Here is a 17,412-nt window from a genome sequence, read left to right as displayed (position 1 = left end):
TTCGAAGGAGATTGCCATGACCACCTTCAGAGAGAAAGCAGAGGCGCAGACCGAGCAGGTGATTGGACAGATGCTCGGCGATGAGTTGCTGGTGAGAGAAGGCCAGTCGCGGTTGCGGAAAGCGGACAGTGCTGAACCCTCCGAGGATCGGGCCAAGGAACGAGATGAGGATCGCGCCAAGGGTGCGGATCAGGGCATCGTCCGCGATGAGCGCGGACAGGAGCAGCCAAAGGACAAGGCGCGCGCCCAGCAGGTGAGCCGCGTGGACAAGGGCGGCGATCCGCCCGGCAAGAAGGCCTAGGCGCTCGCTCGCCGACGAGGCGAAACACGCGGTGTGAATGGCCGCTTACGCAATCCGTGCCGTGCATCGGACCGAATGCAGGATATTGAGATGAAAACCAAGCTTGTTTCCGACGACCCCGGCGGGCGGATCCACGTCGTCATTCTGGATTCCGGAGAGGAGGCGTTCACAGCGCTGACGCGATTTGCGAACGAGACGAAAATTGAAGCGGCGTCCGTGACGGCGATCGGGGCGTTCGAGAAGGCAACCGTCGGCTGGTTCGATTTCACCTCGAAGACCTACAAGAAGATCGAAGTGGCCGAGCAATGCGAGGTGTTGAGCGCGATGGGCGACGTTGCCGTTGGGGACGACGGCAAAGCCAGCCTTCACATTCATATCGTGCTTGGATTGTCCGACGGTTCGACGCGGGGCGGGCACTTGATCGCGGGCACCGTCAGGCCGACACTCGAGATCGTCCTGACCGAAGTCCCGACCCGGCTGCGGCGCAAGAAGCGGGCCGACCTCGGCATTGCCCTCATCGATATCGGCTGATCGGCGCTTCGGTGGCATGACGCAAGCCGTCACAAATGTTTGCCGCCGGACCCAGGCCGTAAGCAAACGTTTAGCCGAAGGCTATAAAATACCGGTGACCACGTCCTGTGTTAACCACCGGTTAATCATGCGCCTCCTGCCGATGAGCTCCGACAAGTCTTGGCGTTCGATCAAGGCGCAATGGAAGAAGGACGCTGAAAGCGTCGGCGAAGACTTTTCCACGTTTTCGAACGGAAGCTACGCGGCGTTCGACGCCCTGACCAAGGACGGCGACAACCCGACGCTGTATTGCCTTTCGGACGGCGAGAAGATTCACGCGGCCTGTCAGGTCAGCCGCCTGATGATGAGCAAATTCCCGACCCCGATCCTGCGCGCGCGCTTTGTCGTGGTCTCGCCGCTCTACGAACTCGGGGTCGCTACATCAGTCCAATACGCGCAGACCATGGTCGCCCTGTTCTCCGGGATCGTTTGGTTGTCGCGCGACACGCTGTCGGCGGGTCATGTCCGGTTCTTCCTCAAGAGCCCCGGCGATGCACAGTTCTTCGCGGCGCTGCAGGTCGTGACGGAGCTTTCGCCATTTTCGGCATTCGCGATCGACGGGGCCTTGATCGAGTGCAGCTTGAAAGAGGCGGAAGTTCCGGAAATGGCCTGATCCGGGCGAGCGCTTTAACCGCGCAATAACTGATTTTGCTAACGCCCTCTTGGGTTGTCTTCCCGTACAAAAGCGACCGGGGGGCGGGCAAAATGCCGGGTAGTGCATCAGATAGCGTCATCGCGGGGAGCCTGCGGCGGTCAATCGCCGGCGTGCTGCCCCGAATGCGCCTGGGCGTGGTGCAGTGGCTCATTCTGTGCGCCGCGGCGATGGTGATCGCGATCATGCTCGGCACCGGCTATTTCGCGCTGCAATTCCGCGAGCGTGCGCTGGACGTTGCCGAGCGCGAACTCAACAACACCGCGCTGCTGCTGTCGCGCCATTTCGACCAGCAGCTCAGCGATCTCCAGCACGTGCACGACGACGTCCTGAACTATGTCCGGGCGGACGGGGTCAACACACCAGACGAATTCGAAAGGAAAATGTCGACCTTGAGCGCGCATGAGATGGTGCGCTCAAGGCTTGCGACGTTGCCGCATGTCGGCGCCCTGAATCTGTTCAATGCCAAGGGCTGGCTGATCAATACCTCCCAGATGTGGCCGGTGGGGGACGTGAACATTTCCGACCGGCGCTATTTCCAGGAATTCACCTCGGGAAAGCCGACGCCCGACGTGATCGTCGAACCGGTCGTCAGCAAGGTCACCAAAGTCTGGACCACGGTGTTTGCGCGCAAGATCGTCGGTCGCGATGGCGAGATCATCGGCTTTGCCAGCCGCGGCGTCGAGCCGTCGCATTTCGAGGCTTTTGTCGGCTCCCTGGCGCTGGACAGCGATACCGCGATTTCGATGATCCACCGTGACGGCACCATCATCGCCCGCTATCCGAAAGACGCAAAGCTGCTCGGCGTGAACGTCGCCAAGTCGCCGTCATTTCAGCGGGCGCTCGCCCTGAACGGCAACATCTCGGGACGCTTCACCAGCTCGTCGCAGAATGAGGACAAGGTCGGTGCCGTCCGCTCGCTGATGCATTTTCCGATCCTGATCGTTGCGACCACCAAGACCGAGACCGCGCTGGCCGACTGGCGGGCGCAGACCAAGCTGCAGTTTTGCGCGGCGGCGCTCGCGATCATCGTCGTTGTCGTCATGATCTTCCTGATCGTGCGCCAGCTGCGCAGCCAGCATGCGGCAGCCCAGCACAAGCTGTCGGAAAAGACCCAGCATCTGGACGCCGCCATCAACAACATGACGCAGGGCCTGTTGCTGTTCGATTCCTCGGCCCGCCTCGTCGTCTGTAACCAGCAATATATCGACATGTTCGGCGTATCACCCGACATCGTCAAACCGGGTTGCCATTTGCGCGACATCATCCTGCATCGCCAGGAGCAGGGCAGCTTCGTCGGCGACGTCGACGCCTATTGCGCGAGATTTCTCAACCCCACGGACGACGGCGTTCGAATCGTCGAGACGACGACACCTGACGGACGCACGATCCAGCTGATCTACCAGCGCTCGCCCGACGGCGGCTGGGCGACCACGCTGGAAGACGTGACCGAGAGGCGGCGCGTCCAGGCCCGGATCCAGCATCTCGCCCATTACGACGCGCTGACCAACCTGCCGAACCGCACGCTGTTTCAGCGCCATGCCGAGGGACTGCTGCTCGAATCCGAAACTACGCAATTCGCGATCCTCTACATCGATATCGACGAGTTCAAGCGCATCAACGATTCGCTCGGGCATCTGATCGGCGACGAATTTCTCAAGGGCGTCGCGGATCGCCTGCGCCAGTCGGTCGGGCCCGAAGACTTCGTCGCCCGTCTCGGCGGCGATGAGTTCGCCGTCGTGCAGCGTAACGTCGCGTGTGACAATGACGTCAGCATTCTGGTCGCGCGGATCTACGATCGGATGCGCACGCCGTTCGATTGCAACGGCCATCGCCTCTCCAGCGACGCCAGCATCGGCGTTGCAGTCGCGCCGCGTCACGGCTCCGATCTGTTCGCGCTGCTGAAGAGCGCTGATCTGGCGATGTATGCGGCGAAGGCGGCGGGCCGCCGGACCTATCGCTTCTTCGAACCGACCATGGAAAAGCAGGCCAACCATCGCCGCGAGCTCGAGAGCGATATGCGCGCGGCGCTGGTCGAAGGCGGGTTCGAACTGCACTACCAGCCGCTGGTCGATTTGCGCAACGACGAGGTCAGGGGATGCGAGGCGCTGCTGCGCTGGCGGCATCCGCTGCGCGGCATGGTGTCGCCCGCCGATTTCATTCCGGTGGCCGAGGAGACCGGCCTGATCGAGGAGATCGGACAGTGGGTGCTGCGGACCGCCTGCGCCGAAGCGACGACCTGGCCGGCGCATGTGCGCGTCGCCGTCAACGTCTCGCCGATCCAGTTCCGCTCGCAGTCGCTGTCGTTGAAGGTTGCCGCGGCGCTCGCCGACACCGGGCTCGATCCGCGCCGGCTGGAGCTTGAGATCACCGAGGCGGTTTTGATCGCGGACGATGACGCCGCGCTTGTGGCGCTAAATCAGTTGCGCGCGCTCGGGGTTCACATCGCGCTCGACGATTTCGGAACCGGTTATTCCTCGCTGCAATATCTGCAACGCTTCCCGTTCGACAAGATCAAGATCGACCGCAGCTTCGTCAAGGAAGTCACCTGCAATTCGAGTTCGGCCTCCATCATCAAGGCGGTGGTGAGCATCGCGGCCGACCGCAACATGATCACGACGGCCGAAGGCGTCGAGACCTTGCAGCAGCGCGAAACCGTGCAGAATCTGGGCTGCAACCAGATGCAGGGATATCTGTTCAGCGCGGCGCGGCCGGCGCATGAAATCCGCGCGTTGCTGGCCGCGTGCCCGGCCGCGGTCGAGGATGCGGCGTAACGGCTGCCGATAACAGCTAAAGCCGCGCGTCTGAAATCGCCTTCCGCAGGATGCGCGACAGCGACTCGACCGAATAGGGTTTCTGAATCAGCTCGAAGCCGCGATGGGCATTTTCCGCCAGTACGTTGCTGTAACCGCTGGTCAGCACCACAGGCAGGCCCGGATAACGTTCGCGGATGACGCCGGCGAGCTCGACCCCGTTCATGCCGGGCATGATGACGTCGGAGAACACCAGATCGGCGGCAAACTCGTCCTCGGCCAGGATCGCCAGCGCGGTGTCGGCATTGTCGGCGCGGCGCACCATGTAGCCGAGGTCTTCCAACAGCTCGGTGGAGAACTGTCCGACATCGTCATTGTCCTCGACCACGAGAACGCGGTAGCCGCGCCCGCGCGGGCCGGGCTCCTGGCCCGCGGCAGCGGCTTCCGCCGCCTGCGTCGGCATCGCGGCCTGCGGCAGGTAGATGGTGAAGGTCGCGCCCTGTCCGGGCTCACTGATAACGGCGATATCGCCGCCGGATTGCTTGGCAAAACCGAAGGCCTGGCTGAGACCGAGCCCGGTTCCCTTGCCGACTTCCTTGGTGGTGAAGAACGGTTCGAAGATCGCCTCGATGTGCTCGGGGGTGATACCAAGACCGGTGTCGGTCATGGCGATGGCGACGAAGTCGCCGCTGCGCGCGGTCTGGGCACGCAGGGCAGGGATGGAATGAGCCTTCCTGACGCTGATCGCGAGCCGGCCTTCGCCCTCCATGGCGTCGCGCGCGTTGACCGCCAGATTGATCAGCGCGGTCTCGAACTGCGCGATATCGGCAATCGCGAAGCAGTCGGGCGCGGAAATATCGACCTCGATCCTGATTCTAGGGCCGACAAGCGGACGAACCAGCTGGGCGACGGCTTCGACCTGGGCGCCGACATCGAACACCTGGGGTTTTAGCGGCTGCCGGCGGGCAAACGCCAGCAATTGCGCGGTCAGTTTCGAGGCGCGTTCCACGGTATCGGAAATCGCGTCGATGTAACGCCGGCGCCGCTCATCCGGCAGGTCGCGGCGGCGCAGGAAATCGGTGGCCGAGCGGATGATGGTCAGGAGATTGTTGAAATCGTGCGCGACACCGCCGGTCAATTGGCCGACCGCTTCCATCTTCTGTGACTGCCGCAGCGCTTCCTCGCCCTTGCGGCGCTCGGTGATATCGATGGCTTCGGGAACCGCACGGATGACCGCGCCGTGCTGGTCGCGCAAGGGACGCATCGCGAAGTCGAAATAGCGCTCGCCGACCGGCAAATGCAGCCGCATCTCGGTCTTCACCTCGTCGCCCCGCATGACCGCGACGAAGGCATTGCGGACGGCGTCGGGCATGCCCTCGGTGGCGCCGAACCACGGCGTTTCCCAGAACGGCTTGCCGATGACGTCGGCGGCGTCGGCGCGAATGCCGTCCAGCGCCGTCTTGTTGGCGTAGAGCACGTCGCCATGTGGATTGAGCAGCGCCTGGTACTGATGGCTGGTCTCGAAAATCGCGCGCATCTGGGCTTCGTTGGATTCCAGTTGCGCCGTCCGCTCGGTAATCCGCAGTTCCAGGGTTTCGTTCAGCCTCCGCAGTTCGCTTTCGGCCTGCTTGGCGGCGGTGATGTCATGGGCGACGCCGATGAAGCCGATGTGGTTTCCGGTCGGGTCCCAGCGCGGTTGGGATTCCGACCTCAGCCAGCGCCATTCGCCGTCGGCGCGCTTGTAGCGGGCCTCCAGCACGAACGGCTTCAGGGAAGCCTCGCCGGCGACCGATTCCTGCAGGATGCGCGGCAGATCGTCCGGATGCAGCACCTTGCGCCAGTCGAACCCGATCGCCTGCTCGAACGGCAACCCGAGGAAATCGACATAGGCCTGGTTGGCGAAAGAGCGCGTGCGGTCGAGCTTGGTGACCCAGATCGGGACGGGGGCGCTGTCGGCGATCAGGCGGAAGCGCTCCTCGCTTTCGCGCAGCGTTTCCTGGGCCAGCATCTGGCCTGACACGTCGAGATCGGCGCCGACCAGGCGCTGCGCGCGACCGTCGCGGCCGCGCTCGATCTTGGCAACGACGCGGATCCATCTGATGTCGCCGTCATTCGGCCGAATGATGCGGTATTCGGCCGTATAGTCCTCGCTCTCGCTCCGCAGCACGCCGAACAAATGCTTGACCGTCCGCTCGCGATCTTCGGGATGGATTCGACTGACCCAGTCCGAATAGGTCTCGCTGGCCGCCTCGGGCGGCAGCCCGTGAACGAGGAGATATTCCGGAGAGCGGCGGTTCTTGACGCCGTCGCGAAAATCGATTTCGAGCCCGCCGACACCGGCTATTCGCTGGATCCGCGCCAGCTCCGCCTCGCGTTCCTGCAGCGCACGATGAGCCCGGTCGCGCTCGCGCGCGATTTCTTCGAGATGTTGACGCAGCCTTTCCGCAGCGGCTGCTTCAGGAAGTGGGTTGGAATGATCAGGAGGAGTCATACGCGCCCGCAAGCCTCTTGCGGCACTCTCACACAAGAGGCGCAAGGTTTGCCAGCATCATTTGCTTTCATTTGCTCTTGGCGGGGGGCCGGCAATTATAGGCTCTGCGGAACCCGCCGGCCTGGGCGTCCTCTTCTGAACAAAACCAACGGTCCGGATTGGTCAGTCCCGGATAGCTGCGGCAGGCCTGCAGATGATAGATGCCGAGATTGCCGGTGACGCGGGCGCGGACCGCGAACTTGCCCTTGATGTTGCAGCCGGACGGCATCACGAAATCCTCGGGGAATAGGGCCTCGCGAATCTGGCGGTCGCGGTCGGCGCGGCATGCGGCGCCCAGCAGTGCGCCGTCCTTCTGGCCGCGGCGAAACTCTTGCGGCGCTGCGAAACAGCCTTTCCAAAGGCCCTGACGATCGTCCCTGGCGCGGGCCTCGTCGGTCTTGAAACGCCCGGTTGCAGAGGCGTCGATATTCAGGGCGAAGCCCTGGCGGACCAGCAACTGGCTGAGGCTGGTGGGGTCGCCGCCCTCGATCTTGCACACGCCGAGGCGCCGCTTCTTGAAAGTGGGATCGGCGCCGAGATCGTCGCAGCGGACCTGGCGGCCGCCGATCAGCTTGACCAGTTGATCGCGCGCCTCGATGCCGCAGGCCCAGCTGTCGGCGTGTTCGTCGATGCAGAGCTGATCGAACGCCGGGGCGTCGATCCCGTCGAGCCGGTAGGTAACGTTGCCCAGTTGAAGCGTGCCGCCATCCCTGACGGTCGCGGTGGCGGCCCAAGTCCGGGACGAGGAAAGTGAGACCAATAACAGCGCAACAATCAGAACAACCCGTGACCGCATGTGTCTCACTTCAAATCTCTTTCGTATCGCCAAGAACCTTCTAGCACATGCCGGCATCCCGGAACCAAGGGCTGTCAGCGCTACGAGGTGTCACCATCCTTCAAGGAAGCGATTTCTCTCGCCATATTTGCGCGGGCGCGCTGGTCGTATCGCGTTGCAAAATCGGGGTCGGGGAAGATGACGGGCCTCGCCATGAAGCGCTGGAGGACGTCGGAACGCCCGGACCGGTAGGCGGCATCCGGAACATGGGAGAATTCCTTGCGGATCGACGAGGCATAGGCGTCGTACCGATCTGGTTCAGCCCCCAATATGCTGAGGTCGATCGAAATCAGGATCGCGCCGAGGCGGTCGCCGGGCGCGACCTGGTGGGACTTTGTCAGGCGGATCAGCCGGCCGACTTGCGCTCGGATATCCGATGACACGGCTTGCTGGGCAAGCAGGGCACTCTGTTCTTCATTGTCGGATTCTGTGGGGTCGTAAACCGCGTCGTGCCACCAGATGGCCTGAACGAGCAGATCGCGCTCGGCCACGGAAAGGTTATCGACGGACGACAACAGGTCGAGGCAGTCCTCGATATGCGCCAGGTTGTGATAGTGGCGGCCCGGAGCAGAATAGGCGGCGATCAATGCGTCGTTGGACATCCACAAGATGTAATGCAATGCGGTTGCGGCGGAAATGGCCGAGGCAATGGGGCTCCATCCACAGGCGAGGGACATCGCGTCATGCGCCGCGCATATTCATTGACTTCATGAGAACAAAATAGGAACATAGCGCTCCGCCGCGAGATCAGTTTCATGTCTTCTTCCTCCCAGCCAGCCACCGAACCGAACGACGAGCTGGAAACGGCGGTGGATCAGGCCATTTCGGCCTGCGGCGGCGACATGCGCGCGACCATCCGCGCGCTGATCGTGGCCAACGAATATCTGGAGACCGAGGTCGGCGAACTGATGAAAGCAGTGTCGCACGCCTATGCGCGCGGCCGGTTTCACAGCTATTCGGGCTGACTGGCGCCGGCGGGCCGCGGCCTGAGCAGGCGGCTTGAAACTGGACCGTTGCCTCGGTCGATTTTTGCTGTACGACGGGTTTGTTCGCCGCGTCCCCGCATGTCACATTGCGGGTGAGGATCCTGCCCCAGGCCTTGAAACAGCAAGCCTTCAAGTAAAGCTCAAGCAAGAAGCACATGTTCAAACGAATTCTGATCGCAAATCGCGGCGAGATCGCCTGCCGGGTCATCAAGACTGCGCGGCGCATGGGGATCGAAACGGTAGCCGTGTATTCCGAGGCCGACCGTGATGCGGTCCATGTCGAAATGGCCGATGACGCGGTGCTGATCGGCCCGCCGGCCGCGTCCGAGAGTTACCTTGTGATCGAGAAGATCGTCGAGGCCTGCCGCAAGACCGGGGCGCAGGCCGTGCATCCAGGTTACGGCTTCCTGTCCGAGCGCGAATCCTTTCCGCGCGCGCTGGCCGAGGCGGGCGTCGTCTTCATTGGTCCGAACCCCGGCGCCATCGCCGCCATGGGCGACAAGATCGAATCCAAGAAGGCCGCCGCCAAGGCCAAGGTCTCGACGGTGCCGGGACATCTCGGCGTCATCGAGGACGAAAAGCATGCGGTGAAGATTGCCGACGAGATCGGCTATCCCGTGATGATCAAGGCGTCCGCCGGCGGTGGCGGCAAGGGCATGCGCATCGCGCATTCGAAATCCGAAGTCGCCGAAGGTTTCAATCTGGCTAAGGCCGAGGCCAAATCCTCGTTCGGCGACGACCGCGTCTTTATCGAGAAGTTCATCGTCGATCCCCGTCACATCGAAATCCAGGTGCTGGGCGACAAGCATGGCAACGTGATCTATCTCGGCGAGCGCGAATGTTCGATCCAGCGCCGCAACCAGAAGGTCATCGAGGAAGCGCCGTCGCCGCTGCTCGACGAGACCACCCGCCGCAAGATGGGCGAGCAGGCGGTTTCATTGGCCAAGGCCGTGAATTATGATTCCGCCGGCACGGTGGAATTCGTCGCGGGCCAGGACAAGAGTTTCTACTTCCTGGAAATGAACACCCGCCTGCAGGTCGAGCACCCCGTCACCGAACTGATCACCGGCATCGATCTGGTCGAGCAGATGATCCGCTCCGCCGCCGGCGAAAAGCTGTCGCTCGTGCAGAAGGATGTCACGCTGACCGGCTGGGCGGTGGAATCGCGCGTCTATGCCGAAGATCCGTTCCGCAATTTCCTGCCCTCGATCGGCCGGCTGGTGAAATACCGCCCGCCCGCGGAAGCGAGCCATGACGGCATTACCGTTCGCAATGACACCGGCGTGCAGGAGGGCGGCGAGATCTCGATCCATTACGATCCGATGATCGCCAAGCTCGTGACGCATGCGCCGTCGCGGGCGGCCGCGATCGAGGCGCAGTCGGCGGCGCTGGATTCGTTCTATATCGACGGCATCCGCCACAACATTCCATTCCTGTCGGCGCTGATGAGCCATCCGCGCTGGCGCGAGGGCAACCTGTCCACCGGATTCATTGCCGAAGAGTTCCCGAAGGGATTTGCAGCGCGGCCGCCCGAAGGCGAGATCGCGCGGCGGCTGGCGGCGGTCGGGGCTGCGATCGATCACGTGCTCGGCGAACGCAAGCGGCAGATTTCCGGCCAGTTGAACGGCCGGGCGGTGCAGCGCGAGCGCCGCCGCGCAGTGTGGCTCGATCGCGCGGAAATCGCGCTCGACGTCGCGCGCGAAGCCAATGGAATCGCGGTGCGCTTCATCGGCGCCGACGATCTGCCGGGCAATCCGCATCAACTGGTCTCGAACTGGACGCCGGGCGAGCCGGTCTGGCAGGGCACCATCGACGGCCATTACGTGGCAATGCAGGTGCGCGCGATCCCGAACGGCATCCGCCTGGCGCATCAGGGCTTTGAAGTCCCGGTCAACGTCTTCACCGAGAGCGAGGCGGCGGCCGCCCGGCTGATGCCGGTGACGTCGGCGGCCGATACCGGCAAGAAGCTGCTGTGCCCGATGCCCGGTCTCGTGGTGTCGATCGCGGTTGCCGAAGGGCAGGAGGTCAAGGCCGGCGAAACGCTGGCCGTCGTCGAGGCGATGAAGATGCAGAACGTGCTGCGCGCCGAACGCGACGGCACTGTGAAAAAGATCCACGCCGCCGCCGGCGCCACGCTCGCGGTGGACGCGCTGATTCTGGAGTTTGCTTGAGCCCCGGAGTAATCAAGCCGTCATTGCGAGCGCAGCGAAGCAATCCATAGAACAGCCAAGCAAGAATGGATTGCTTCGTCGCTGACGCTCCTCGCAATGACGGCAGATAGAATTGAGGACACCATGGCCTTTCGCCAACGCCGAGAGAGATTGCGCGCCATCCTCAACGGATCGACCTGCATCCGGCCGGGTTCAGTCTATGACGCGACCTCGATCCGCATCGCCGAGGACCTCGGCTTCGAACTCGGCATGTTCGGCGGCTCGGTCGCTTCGCTGGTGGTGCTCGGCGATCCCGACATTGCGCTGATCACGCTCACCGAACTCGCCGAACAGATGCGCCGGATGTCGCGGGCCGCGCAGCTGCCCGTGCTCGTCGATGCCGATCACGGTTATGGCAATGCGCTCAATGTCCGCCGCACCGTACAGGAACTCGAAGCCGCCGGCGCCGCCGGGTTGACGATCGAGGACACGCTGCTGCCGCAGGCCTTCGGGCAGGCGAAGACGCAATTGATTTCCCGTGAAGAGGGCGTCGGCAAGATGAAGGCCGCGCTCGACGGGCGCGGCGATCCCTCGCTTGTCATCATGGGCCGCACGGGCGCGGCCTCGATCACCGATCTCGACGACGCCATTGCGCGCGCCAAAGCGTACGAGGCGGTCGGTGTCGACGCGCTGTTCTTCACCGGCATCAAAAATCGCGAAGAACTGGAAGCGATCTCGGCCGCAACCAGATTGCCGATCGTGCTGGGTGGCGCGCCGGAGGAGATGTCCGCGCTGGACTACCTCAGCGCCCAGCGCGTACGGATCGCGCTGCAGGGCCATGCGCCTTTCGCAGCCGCCACGCAGGCCGTCTACGAAACGCTGAAAGCACTGCGCGAGGGAGGCTCGCCGAAGAACCTCAAAGGCCTCGCATCGTCAGAGTTGACCGGGCGGGCCATGCGCGAAGCCGAAGTGAAGGCGCGCAGCGCCGAATTTCTAGGGCTGAAGAAATAGATGACCAGCGCGATCCGCCATGTCACGGTCACGGGCCGGGTACAGGGCGTCGGCTACCGTGCCTGGGTCGCGGACGAGGCGATGACACGTGATGTCGAGGGCTGGGTGCGCAATCGCAGGGACGGCAGCGTCGAGGCGCTGTTTGCGGGGTCTGCGGACGTCGTCGCCGACATGATCGCAGCGTGCCGGCGCGGGCCGTCGATGGCGCGGGTCGACGCGGTAAGGGAAGAGGACGCCCATCCCGACGCGCTGAAACTGCTGCGGCCGGGGGAGCGCTTCTCGCTGTTGCCGACGATCTGACATTGGCGCGGACCAAGTTCGTTGCCATAGTCGCCACTGGCCGAAACCCGCCAAACGAGGTGATCCATGAAGCCGCCGACTTCCGAACGCGATTGGAGGCAAATCCATCATTCGCCGATGTTCTGGGTCGGCCTCGTGCTGTGCCTCGCCGCGATCGCGATCTATCTGTGGTCGGATGATCTGTCGTGGCGGCCGGGGACGCGATAGCGAGCGTGGCGGCGAGGGCCTCAGTCGCCAAGCCCGGCGTCAGTGGCCCTTGCCCATGCAAAGCTGATCCAGCGTGATGATGACTTCGAACGCGATCAGCCCGACGATGATGAGTTCGAGGCGCAGGGTTCGGCGCGTGTCGATGATATCGGCAAGGGTGTTGGCGGTTTCCGCGACCACGGCAAGTTTCCGGTTGAGCGCATCGAGGCGCTCCTTGAGCTCGTATTCGTCTTCAAGCCGGGCATAAAGCCGCTCGAGGTCGGGACGATCCCACAGCGCGTCAGGCTTTTCTCCGATCGCGACGCGGCCGGACACCCTGTGCTGGACCAGCAGCGCGCTTCCGATCAGTTGCATGACGCCTTTTCGATCGCGCCTGGTTCGTCCGTGGTCTGCCAGCTCTTTGGCAAACGGTTCGATAATCTCGAACACCTTCGCCACTTCGCGTTCGTCGTGCGCCAGCACGACGCTCTTGGCCAGCACGTCGGCCACGACAAGAAGTCTTGCCGGCGACATGTCGCGCAACTGTATCGGGCCGCCGGACAAAACCTGATCCTCGGTCTCACCGGCGAAGGCGAGAATGGCGGCTTCCTCTTCACGGCGCGCCAGTTTGCCGTCGATCCGGGGTTTCAGTGTTTCCAGGAAGCGGCTTTGTTCTTCCGGCGCAAGCCCGATCATGACAGCCACACCGTAGCGGAACAGAACCGCGACGCCGCTCGTGCCAACCCTGATCGCGAGCGGGATCGCCGAGAGCGCTTCTGTTTCGAAGCCGATCGTATTGATGCGGTCGCCAACATGCAGCGCGTGTGCCGTGACCCGCGTCCCGATTTCAGCGGGAATGAATTCGGGTTTGGTCATCTCGCCGCCTCCTCAAGGCCGATGCTGGCCGGCGGAGACTACGCGCGTTCGATGACAGGCGCGATGCGATTGCCAGTCTATGCGGTCGCGCGGATCGGAGAGGGCGGCGCATCGATGTGCCGGTACTTGTGTTCCGACGACATCACCAGCCGATAGGCTCTCAGCTTGGAATCCTGCCAGACATCGAGAAGTTGGCCGCAGGTCGTGCATTCAATCCGGCCCGGCCGTCCAATCGGTGAACTTGATTCCGCGACCTCGTAAGCAGACGCGCAGGATGGGCAGGTGAAATCTGATATTTTCATTGGCGGAACCTGTGGTGTTTTGAGCAGAACGATTTTTCTGGATCAATGTGGCACCAGAAGGGTCCAGGCTGATGCGTGCAGCATATAATTTGTGCGCACGCGCAAAGTTCGGCCGCTATGGCAGCAGGGCTGACATGCAGAACTGATAGTGGACGGTCTCGCTCAAGATATTGATCCGCGATGACGCGCGCTAATGCGCCAGCTTCCGTTCGGCGGGCGCCAGTTCCGGATCGTGCTGGATCGACCCGGCCTCGACATAGCGCAGGACCGGCGATGAATAGACGAAGCTGCGATTGCGGCCGAGCCGCTTGGCTTCATAGAGCGCGACATCGGCCTCCCCGACCAGCGCAGCTTCACCAGATGTCGCGCGCGTCCGGGTGGCAATGCCGGCACTGATGGTGACGAAGCCACGGTTGGCGGCGGTGTTGGGAAGGCCGAGGGCGCGCACGGTCAGCCGGATCGATTCGGCGACCTTCAATGCATCGTCTTCGGAAGTGTTCGGCAGCACGACGGCGAATTCCTCGCCGCCATAGCGCGCGGAGAGGCCCGATGTATTCGAGGTCGCATCGCCGATGGCCCGGGCGACGGCCTGCAGGCAGCGGTCGCCGGCCTGGTGCCCATAGGTGTCGTTGTAACCCTTGAAGTTGTCGATATCGAACAGCAGCACCGAAATCTCTTCGCAGGCCTCAAACTGGCGCGCCAGAAAACCATCGAAGGTGCGGCGGTTGGTCAATCCGGTCAGACCGTCGGTGGCCGCGAGCTGGGTCAGGCGACGGTTGAGCAGGGTCAGCTCATCCTCCATCCGCTTGCGCTCCGTGATGTCGCGCAGCACGCCGACAAACTCGGCCTCGGCGGGATTGTCGCGTTCCGATGCCTGCTTGAAGTTGCTTTCGACCCACACGATCGATCCGTCGGCACGGTAGGTCCGAAACTCGGCTGTGCTGACGGCGCCCGAACCGTTCAGCCGCGCGCTCGCGGCCATCAGGCCTTGCTTGTCCTCGGCGTGAACCATGTCGAAGCAGGATTTGCCGACGAGGTCCTGCGGGCGAACGCCCAGCATCTGTTCGACCGAGTGGGACACATAACGAAGCGTGCCGCGGCCGTTGAGCAGGATGACGACGTCGGCGATATTGTCCGCCAGCAGGCGATAGTGGGACTCGCTTTGCCGCAGCGCGCGCTCGGTTTTGATCCGAAAATTGAACTGCGCCGAAAGCAATGCCGCGAGCAGCACGATCATGCAGAGGAGGACCGTTGCCACCAGCGCGTCGGTGCGCAATGCCGTCGACCAGGCCGAGAGCAACCAGTCCTCGGACATCGCCACCGTGATGATCAGCGGATATTGCGGCGTTCCCTCGTATCCGAAATATTTGACGACGCCATCGAACGGCGAGGTGATCTTGTAATACCCGACCGAGCTCGCCTTGAGGTGTGTCGTAAACAAGGCCGTTTTGGAAAGGTCCGCACTTCTGGTCGAAAGCGGCCAGCGGGACAGGACGGCGCCGTCATTGCGCAGCAGGCTGATTCCGCCGTCGGGGCCTAGCTGGAATGCGCTGTAGAAGCTGCTGAAGTAATCGCTGTCGATCGCGGCCGTCAGCACGCCGCCAAAGCTGCCGTCCTGCTTGGTGACGCGTTTTGAGAGCAGGATGGTCGGTCGCCCGGTAAGGCGGGATTGAAACATTTCGCTGATACGAAGCGCCTTGCCGGCGGTGTCGCGATGGTAGGCGAAGTAGGGCCGGTCGCCATTGTTGTAGCGTGGTGTTTCCGGCAGGGATGAGTAGCGCCAATTGCCGTTGGTATCGAGCACGCCGATCTCGCGTATTTGCGGCAGCGCGGCCACGGTGTCGGCCATGTATTTGTTGAACCGCTCCGGCAGGGGGCTTTGATACATGAGCAGATCGACCATGCCACCCATCGCGATATCGGCAGCCTGAATGGTGTGCGCGGCGTGTTCGGCGAGGGAATGGGCGAGGTTCTTGATGTCGGTGGAGCCGCGCGACAGCGCGGCCGACTTGGCTTCGAGCGCCTTCCAGACCACGACGCCCAGGATGCAGGCCGTCATGACCAGCGCAAAGAACACCACGACCATCGCCGGCGTGATCCGCCGCAGGAAGGCGTTTTGGTTTGCGAGGTGTCGATCGGGCATCTTCCGCCTTGATGGGGGAGTGCCAAATCATTCTGACCGGCAAGCTAAATGCGTGGCCCGAATCTACCGGCCAATAGGTGGCGATGCGGTTAATAAACCGATCAGGGAAACAACGGAGGAACCGGGATTTCGGCCGGGATCCCGATGGAACCGGGACGGCGCGCGCCACCGGTCACCGCGGCAATTTTGCGATCGCCTGGCTCAATTGATGGATCTCATAGGGCTTGCGGAGGATGGGGAAATCGCCGCGCACGTTCAAGGCGGCATCGCTATAGCCGGTCGCCAGCAGAATGGGCAGCTGGGGCCGCATCGCCTTGAGGCGGCGCGCCAGGCCGAGGCCGTCCATTTTGCCCGGCATCACGATGTCGGAGAATACGAGGTCGATCCCGTCGCTCTCGATCTCGCGCAGGGCGGCCTCTGCATTCGCTACCCTGCGGACGGTGTAGCCGAGTTGTTCAAGCAGGCTGGTGCTGACCGCGGCGACTTCGGGATTGTCGTCGACCAGCAGCACGGTGCCGCTTCCACCGGATTCGGCGACGCTGACCTCGTCAACCGGCAGGCCGACATGCTGCTGTCGCGGCAGCAGTATGGTGATCCTGGTGCCTTTGCCGAGTTCGCTGGCAACCTTGACCGTTCCGCCGGCCTGATGGATGAAACCGTGCACCTGCGAAAGACCCAGTCCGGTGCCCTTGCCGATCGGTTTGGTCGTAAAAAACGGATCGAATATCTTGCTCATCACGTCAGGCGCGATGCCGGTGCCGGTATCCGTCACGGAGATGGCGACATAGTCGCCGCTGTGGGCATCCTCGCTAAGCCTGGTGTTGTCGGCTGCAACCTTGATGATGCCTCCGTCGGGCATGGCGTCGCGCGCGTTGATCACGAGATTGACCAGCGCGGTCTCAAGTTCGGTGATATCGACCATGACGGGCCAGACGCTGCGGTCGAGGTCGAATTGCAGTGTCACCGTGCCGCCGACGCCGGTGTGGAGAACATCGCGCACCGTCTTGATTCTTTCGGTGACATCGACCGTTTGCGGATTGACGCTTTGTCGCCTGGCGAAGGTAAGCAACTGGCTGGTCAGCGCTGCACCCCGCTTTGTCGCCCCGTCGATAGCAGCCAGCGCGCGCTGCATCCTGGGATCGTCGGAGACTCCCTTCCTGAGCGTATGAAGGCTGCCGCTGACGATCATCAGCAGATTGTTGAAATCATGCGCCACGCCGCCGGTCAGTTGCCCGAGCGCGTCCAGCTTCTGGGATTCCGCCAGCTGCGCCTGCATCTGATCGAGCTTGAGCTGGGCCTCCCGGCGTTCGGAGATGTCGCGGGTAATCTTGGCAAAGCCGACCAGCCTGCCGTCCTCGTAGATCGGGTCGATGACAACGCTGGCCCAGAAGAAGGTACCGTCCTTGCGGACGCGCCAGCCGTCCTCCTCATAGCGGCCGGTTTCGCGCGCGATGCGCAACGCGCGCGTCGGCTTGCCGTTGGCGCGGTCAGGTTCGGTGTAGAAACAGGAGAAGTGCCGGCCCAGGATCTCCGCCGGCGAATAGCCCTTGATGCGCTGACCGCCGATGTTCCAGCTGGTGATGATGCCGGTGGGGTCGAGCATGTACAGCGCGTAGTCGGCGACCGCCTCCACCAGAAGCCGGAAACTGCGTTCGCTCTCGAACAGATCCCGCTGCTGTCGTTGGTCTTTTTCGGACATCTGAACCCCTAACCTAGTGGCCGAAACGCGCGGGATGCCGGATGGTTCCGGCAATGGACAAGTTTTAGGCACATTTTAGCCGGGGGGCGCGATCGGGCAGGGCACGGCTCGCCTCGGC

The 17,412-nt window shown here is 63.1% G+C and carries 16 protein-coding genes; 9 read left to right on the top strand and 7 right to left on the bottom strand.

Features of this window, described 5'->3' with window-relative positions:
- Window positions 1-16 precede the first annotated feature (16 nt).
- The 4 genes from ABIE49_RS04630 (at window position 17) to ABIE49_RS04615 (ending at window position 4,297) form a co-directional block, all read left to right on the top strand.
- Window positions 17-301: a hypothetical protein gene (locus tag ABIE49_RS04630; protein WP_192733779.1), complete on the top strand. Its 285-nt coding sequence runs from the start codon at window positions 17-19 to the stop codon at window positions 299-301.
- Window positions 302-391: 90 nt separating this feature from the next.
- Entirely contained in the window at window positions 392-832 is a 441-nt protein-coding gene (locus tag ABIE49_RS04625) for a PPC domain-containing DNA-binding protein (RefSeq protein ID WP_192733778.1), read from the top strand.
- Window positions 833-974: 142 nt separating this feature from the next.
- A complete protein-coding gene (locus tag ABIE49_RS04620) occupies window positions 975-1,484 on the top strand; it encodes a hypothetical protein (protein WP_192733777.1) in 510 nt (169 codons plus the stop codon).
- Between the two features lie 164 nt (window positions 1,485-1,648).
- Window positions 1,649-4,297: a bifunctional diguanylate cyclase/phosphodiesterase gene (locus tag ABIE49_RS04615; RefSeq protein ID WP_502915982.1), complete on the top strand. Its 2,649-nt coding sequence runs from the start codon at window positions 1,649-1,651 to the stop codon at window positions 4,295-4,297.
- A gap of 16 nt (window positions 4,298-4,313) precedes the next feature.
- Here ABIE49_RS04615 and ABIE49_RS04610 read toward each other — a convergent pair whose 3' ends face one another.
- The 3 genes from ABIE49_RS04610 to ABIE49_RS04600 all read right to left on the bottom strand — a co-directional run bounded on the left by ABIE49_RS04610 (window position 4,314) and on the right by ABIE49_RS04600 (window position 8,228).
- Entirely contained in the window at window positions 4,314-6,767 is a 2,454-nt protein-coding gene (locus ABIE49_RS04610) for a hybrid sensor histidine kinase/response regulator (protein ID WP_354066594.1), read from the bottom strand.
- Between the two features lie 67 nt (window positions 6,768-6,834).
- Window positions 6,835-7,602 carry a thermonuclease family protein gene (locus ABIE49_RS04605; protein ID WP_192733774.1) on the bottom strand — a complete coding sequence of 256 codons (768 nt, stop codon included), beginning with the start codon at window positions 7,600-7,602 and terminating at the stop codon, window positions 6,835-6,837.
- An 80-nt stretch (window positions 7,603-7,682) separates the two neighbouring features.
- Window positions 7,683-8,228, bottom strand: a complete 546-nt coding sequence (locus ABIE49_RS04600; RefSeq protein ID WP_354066593.1) for an HD domain-containing protein — start codon at window positions 8,226-8,228, stop codon at window positions 7,683-7,685.
- A 168-nt stretch (window positions 8,229-8,396) separates the two neighbouring features.
- Between ABIE49_RS04600 and ABIE49_RS04595 the strand changes: the two genes are divergently transcribed.
- From ABIE49_RS04595 to ABIE49_RS04575, 5 genes are all read left to right on the top strand, one after another.
- Entirely contained in the window at window positions 8,397-8,606 is a 210-nt protein-coding gene (locus ABIE49_RS04595) for a hypothetical protein (protein ID WP_192733772.1), read from the top strand.
- A 176-nt stretch (window positions 8,607-8,782) separates the two neighbouring features.
- Entirely contained in the window at window positions 8,783-10,798 is a 2,016-nt protein-coding gene (locus ABIE49_RS04590) for an acetyl-CoA carboxylase biotin carboxylase subunit (RefSeq protein WP_192733771.1), read from the top strand.
- Between the two features lie 123 nt (window positions 10,799-10,921).
- The gene (locus tag ABIE49_RS04585; RefSeq protein WP_192733770.1) at window positions 10,922-11,788 is read left to right on the top strand and encodes an isocitrate lyase/PEP mutase family protein; all 867 of its coding nucleotides are present in this window, start codon (window positions 10,922-10,924) and stop codon (window positions 11,786-11,788) included.
- Window positions 11,789-12,088, top strand: coding sequence for an acylphosphatase (locus ABIE49_RS04580; RefSeq protein WP_192733769.1), 300 nt, complete (start codon window positions 11,789-11,791; stop codon window positions 12,086-12,088). It abuts the gene before it with no gap.
- Window positions 12,089-12,154: 66 nt separating this feature from the next.
- Window positions 12,155-12,295 (top strand): hypothetical protein, encoded by a 141-nt coding sequence (locus ABIE49_RS04575; RefSeq protein WP_192733768.1) that lies wholly within the window; start codon window positions 12,155-12,157, stop codon window positions 12,293-12,295.
- Window positions 12,296-12,334: 39 nt separating this feature from the next.
- Here the strand turns inward: ABIE49_RS04575 and ABIE49_RS04570 are convergent, their stop codons facing one another.
- The 4 genes from ABIE49_RS04570 to ABIE49_RS04555 all read right to left on the bottom strand — a co-directional run bounded on the left by ABIE49_RS04570 (window position 12,335) and on the right by ABIE49_RS04555 (window position 17,294).
- A complete protein-coding gene (locus ABIE49_RS04570; RefSeq protein ID WP_192733767.1) occupies window positions 12,335-13,150 on the bottom strand; it encodes an RMD1 family protein in 816 nt (271 codons plus the stop codon).
- A 77-nt stretch (window positions 13,151-13,227) separates the two neighbouring features.
- Window positions 13,228-13,452 (bottom strand): MJ0042-type zinc finger domain-containing protein, encoded by a 225-nt coding sequence (locus ABIE49_RS04565; protein ID WP_192733766.1) that lies wholly within the window; start codon window positions 13,450-13,452, stop codon window positions 13,228-13,230.
- Between the two features lie 190 nt (window positions 13,453-13,642).
- Window positions 13,643-15,595, bottom strand: a complete 1,953-nt coding sequence (locus ABIE49_RS04560) for a diguanylate cyclase (RefSeq protein ID WP_192733765.1) — start codon at window positions 15,593-15,595, stop codon at window positions 13,643-13,645.
- Window positions 15,596-15,767: 172 nt separating this feature from the next.
- Window positions 15,768-17,294, bottom strand: coding sequence for a PAS domain-containing hybrid sensor histidine kinase/response regulator family protein (locus ABIE49_RS04555; protein ID WP_192733764.1), 1,527 nt, complete (start codon window positions 17,292-17,294; stop codon window positions 15,768-15,770).
- Window positions 17,295-17,412 lie beyond the last annotated feature (118 nt).

The sequence above is a fragment of the Bradyrhizobium sp. OAE829 genome (assembly GCF_040546575.1).
Classification (GTDB): domain Bacteria; phylum Pseudomonadota; class Alphaproteobacteria; order Rhizobiales; family Xanthobacteraceae; genus Bradyrhizobium.
Note: the sequence above shows the minus strand (reverse complement) of the source record. Positions and strands in the feature narration are given on the sequence as shown.

What these genes read in the sequence shown, in the direction of transcription:
- ABIE49_RS04630 (WP_192733779.1), top strand. Translation starts at nt 17, where the DNA reads ATGACCACCTTCAGAGAGAAAGCAGAGGCGCAGACCGAGCAGGTGATT.
- ABIE49_RS04625 (WP_192733778.1), top strand. Translation starts at nt 392, where the DNA reads ATGAAAACCAAGCTTGTTTCCGACGACCCCGGCGGGCGGATCCACGTC.
- ABIE49_RS04620 (WP_192733777.1), top strand. Translation starts at nt 975, where the DNA reads ATGAGCTCCGACAAGTCTTGGCGTTCGATCAAGGCGCAATGGAAGAAG.
- ABIE49_RS04615 (WP_502915982.1), top strand. Translation starts at nt 1,649, where the DNA reads ATGCGCCTGGGCGTGGTGCAGTGGCTCATTCTGTGCGCCGCGGCGATG.
- ABIE49_RS04610 (WP_354066594.1), bottom strand. Translation starts at nt 6,767, where the DNA reads ATGACTCCTCCTGATCATTCCAACCCACTTCCTGAAGCAGCCGCTGCG.
- ABIE49_RS04605 (WP_192733774.1), bottom strand. Translation starts at nt 7,602, where the DNA reads ATGCGGTCACGGGTTGTTCTGATTGTTGCGCTGTTATTGGTCTCACTT.
- ABIE49_RS04595 (WP_192733772.1), top strand. Translation starts at nt 8,397, where the DNA reads ATGTCTTCTTCCTCCCAGCCAGCCACCGAACCGAACGACGAGCTGGAA.
- ABIE49_RS04590 (WP_192733771.1), top strand. Translation starts at nt 8,783, where the DNA reads ATGTTCAAACGAATTCTGATCGCAAATCGCGGCGAGATCGCCTGCCGG.
- ABIE49_RS04585 (WP_192733770.1), top strand. Translation starts at nt 10,922, where the DNA reads ATGGCCTTTCGCCAACGCCGAGAGAGATTGCGCGCCATCCTCAACGGA.
- ABIE49_RS04580 (WP_192733769.1), top strand. Translation starts at nt 11,789, where the DNA reads ATGACCAGCGCGATCCGCCATGTCACGGTCACGGGCCGGGTACAGGGC.
- ABIE49_RS04575 (WP_192733768.1), top strand. Translation starts at nt 12,155, where the DNA reads ATGAAGCCGCCGACTTCCGAACGCGATTGGAGGCAAATCCATCATTCG.
- ABIE49_RS04570 (WP_192733767.1), bottom strand. Translation starts at nt 13,150, where the DNA reads ATGACCAAACCCGAATTCATTCCCGCTGAAATCGGGACGCGGGTCACG.
- ABIE49_RS04565 (WP_192733766.1), bottom strand. Translation starts at nt 13,452, where the DNA reads ATGAAAATATCAGATTTCACCTGCCCATCCTGCGCGTCTGCTTACGAG.
- ABIE49_RS04560 (WP_192733765.1), bottom strand. Translation starts at nt 15,595, where the DNA reads ATGCCCGATCGACACCTCGCAAACCAAAACGCCTTCCTGCGGCGGATC.
- ABIE49_RS04555 (WP_192733764.1), bottom strand. Translation starts at nt 17,294, where the DNA reads ATGTCCGAAAAAGACCAACGACAGCAGCGGGATCTGTTCGAGAGCGAA.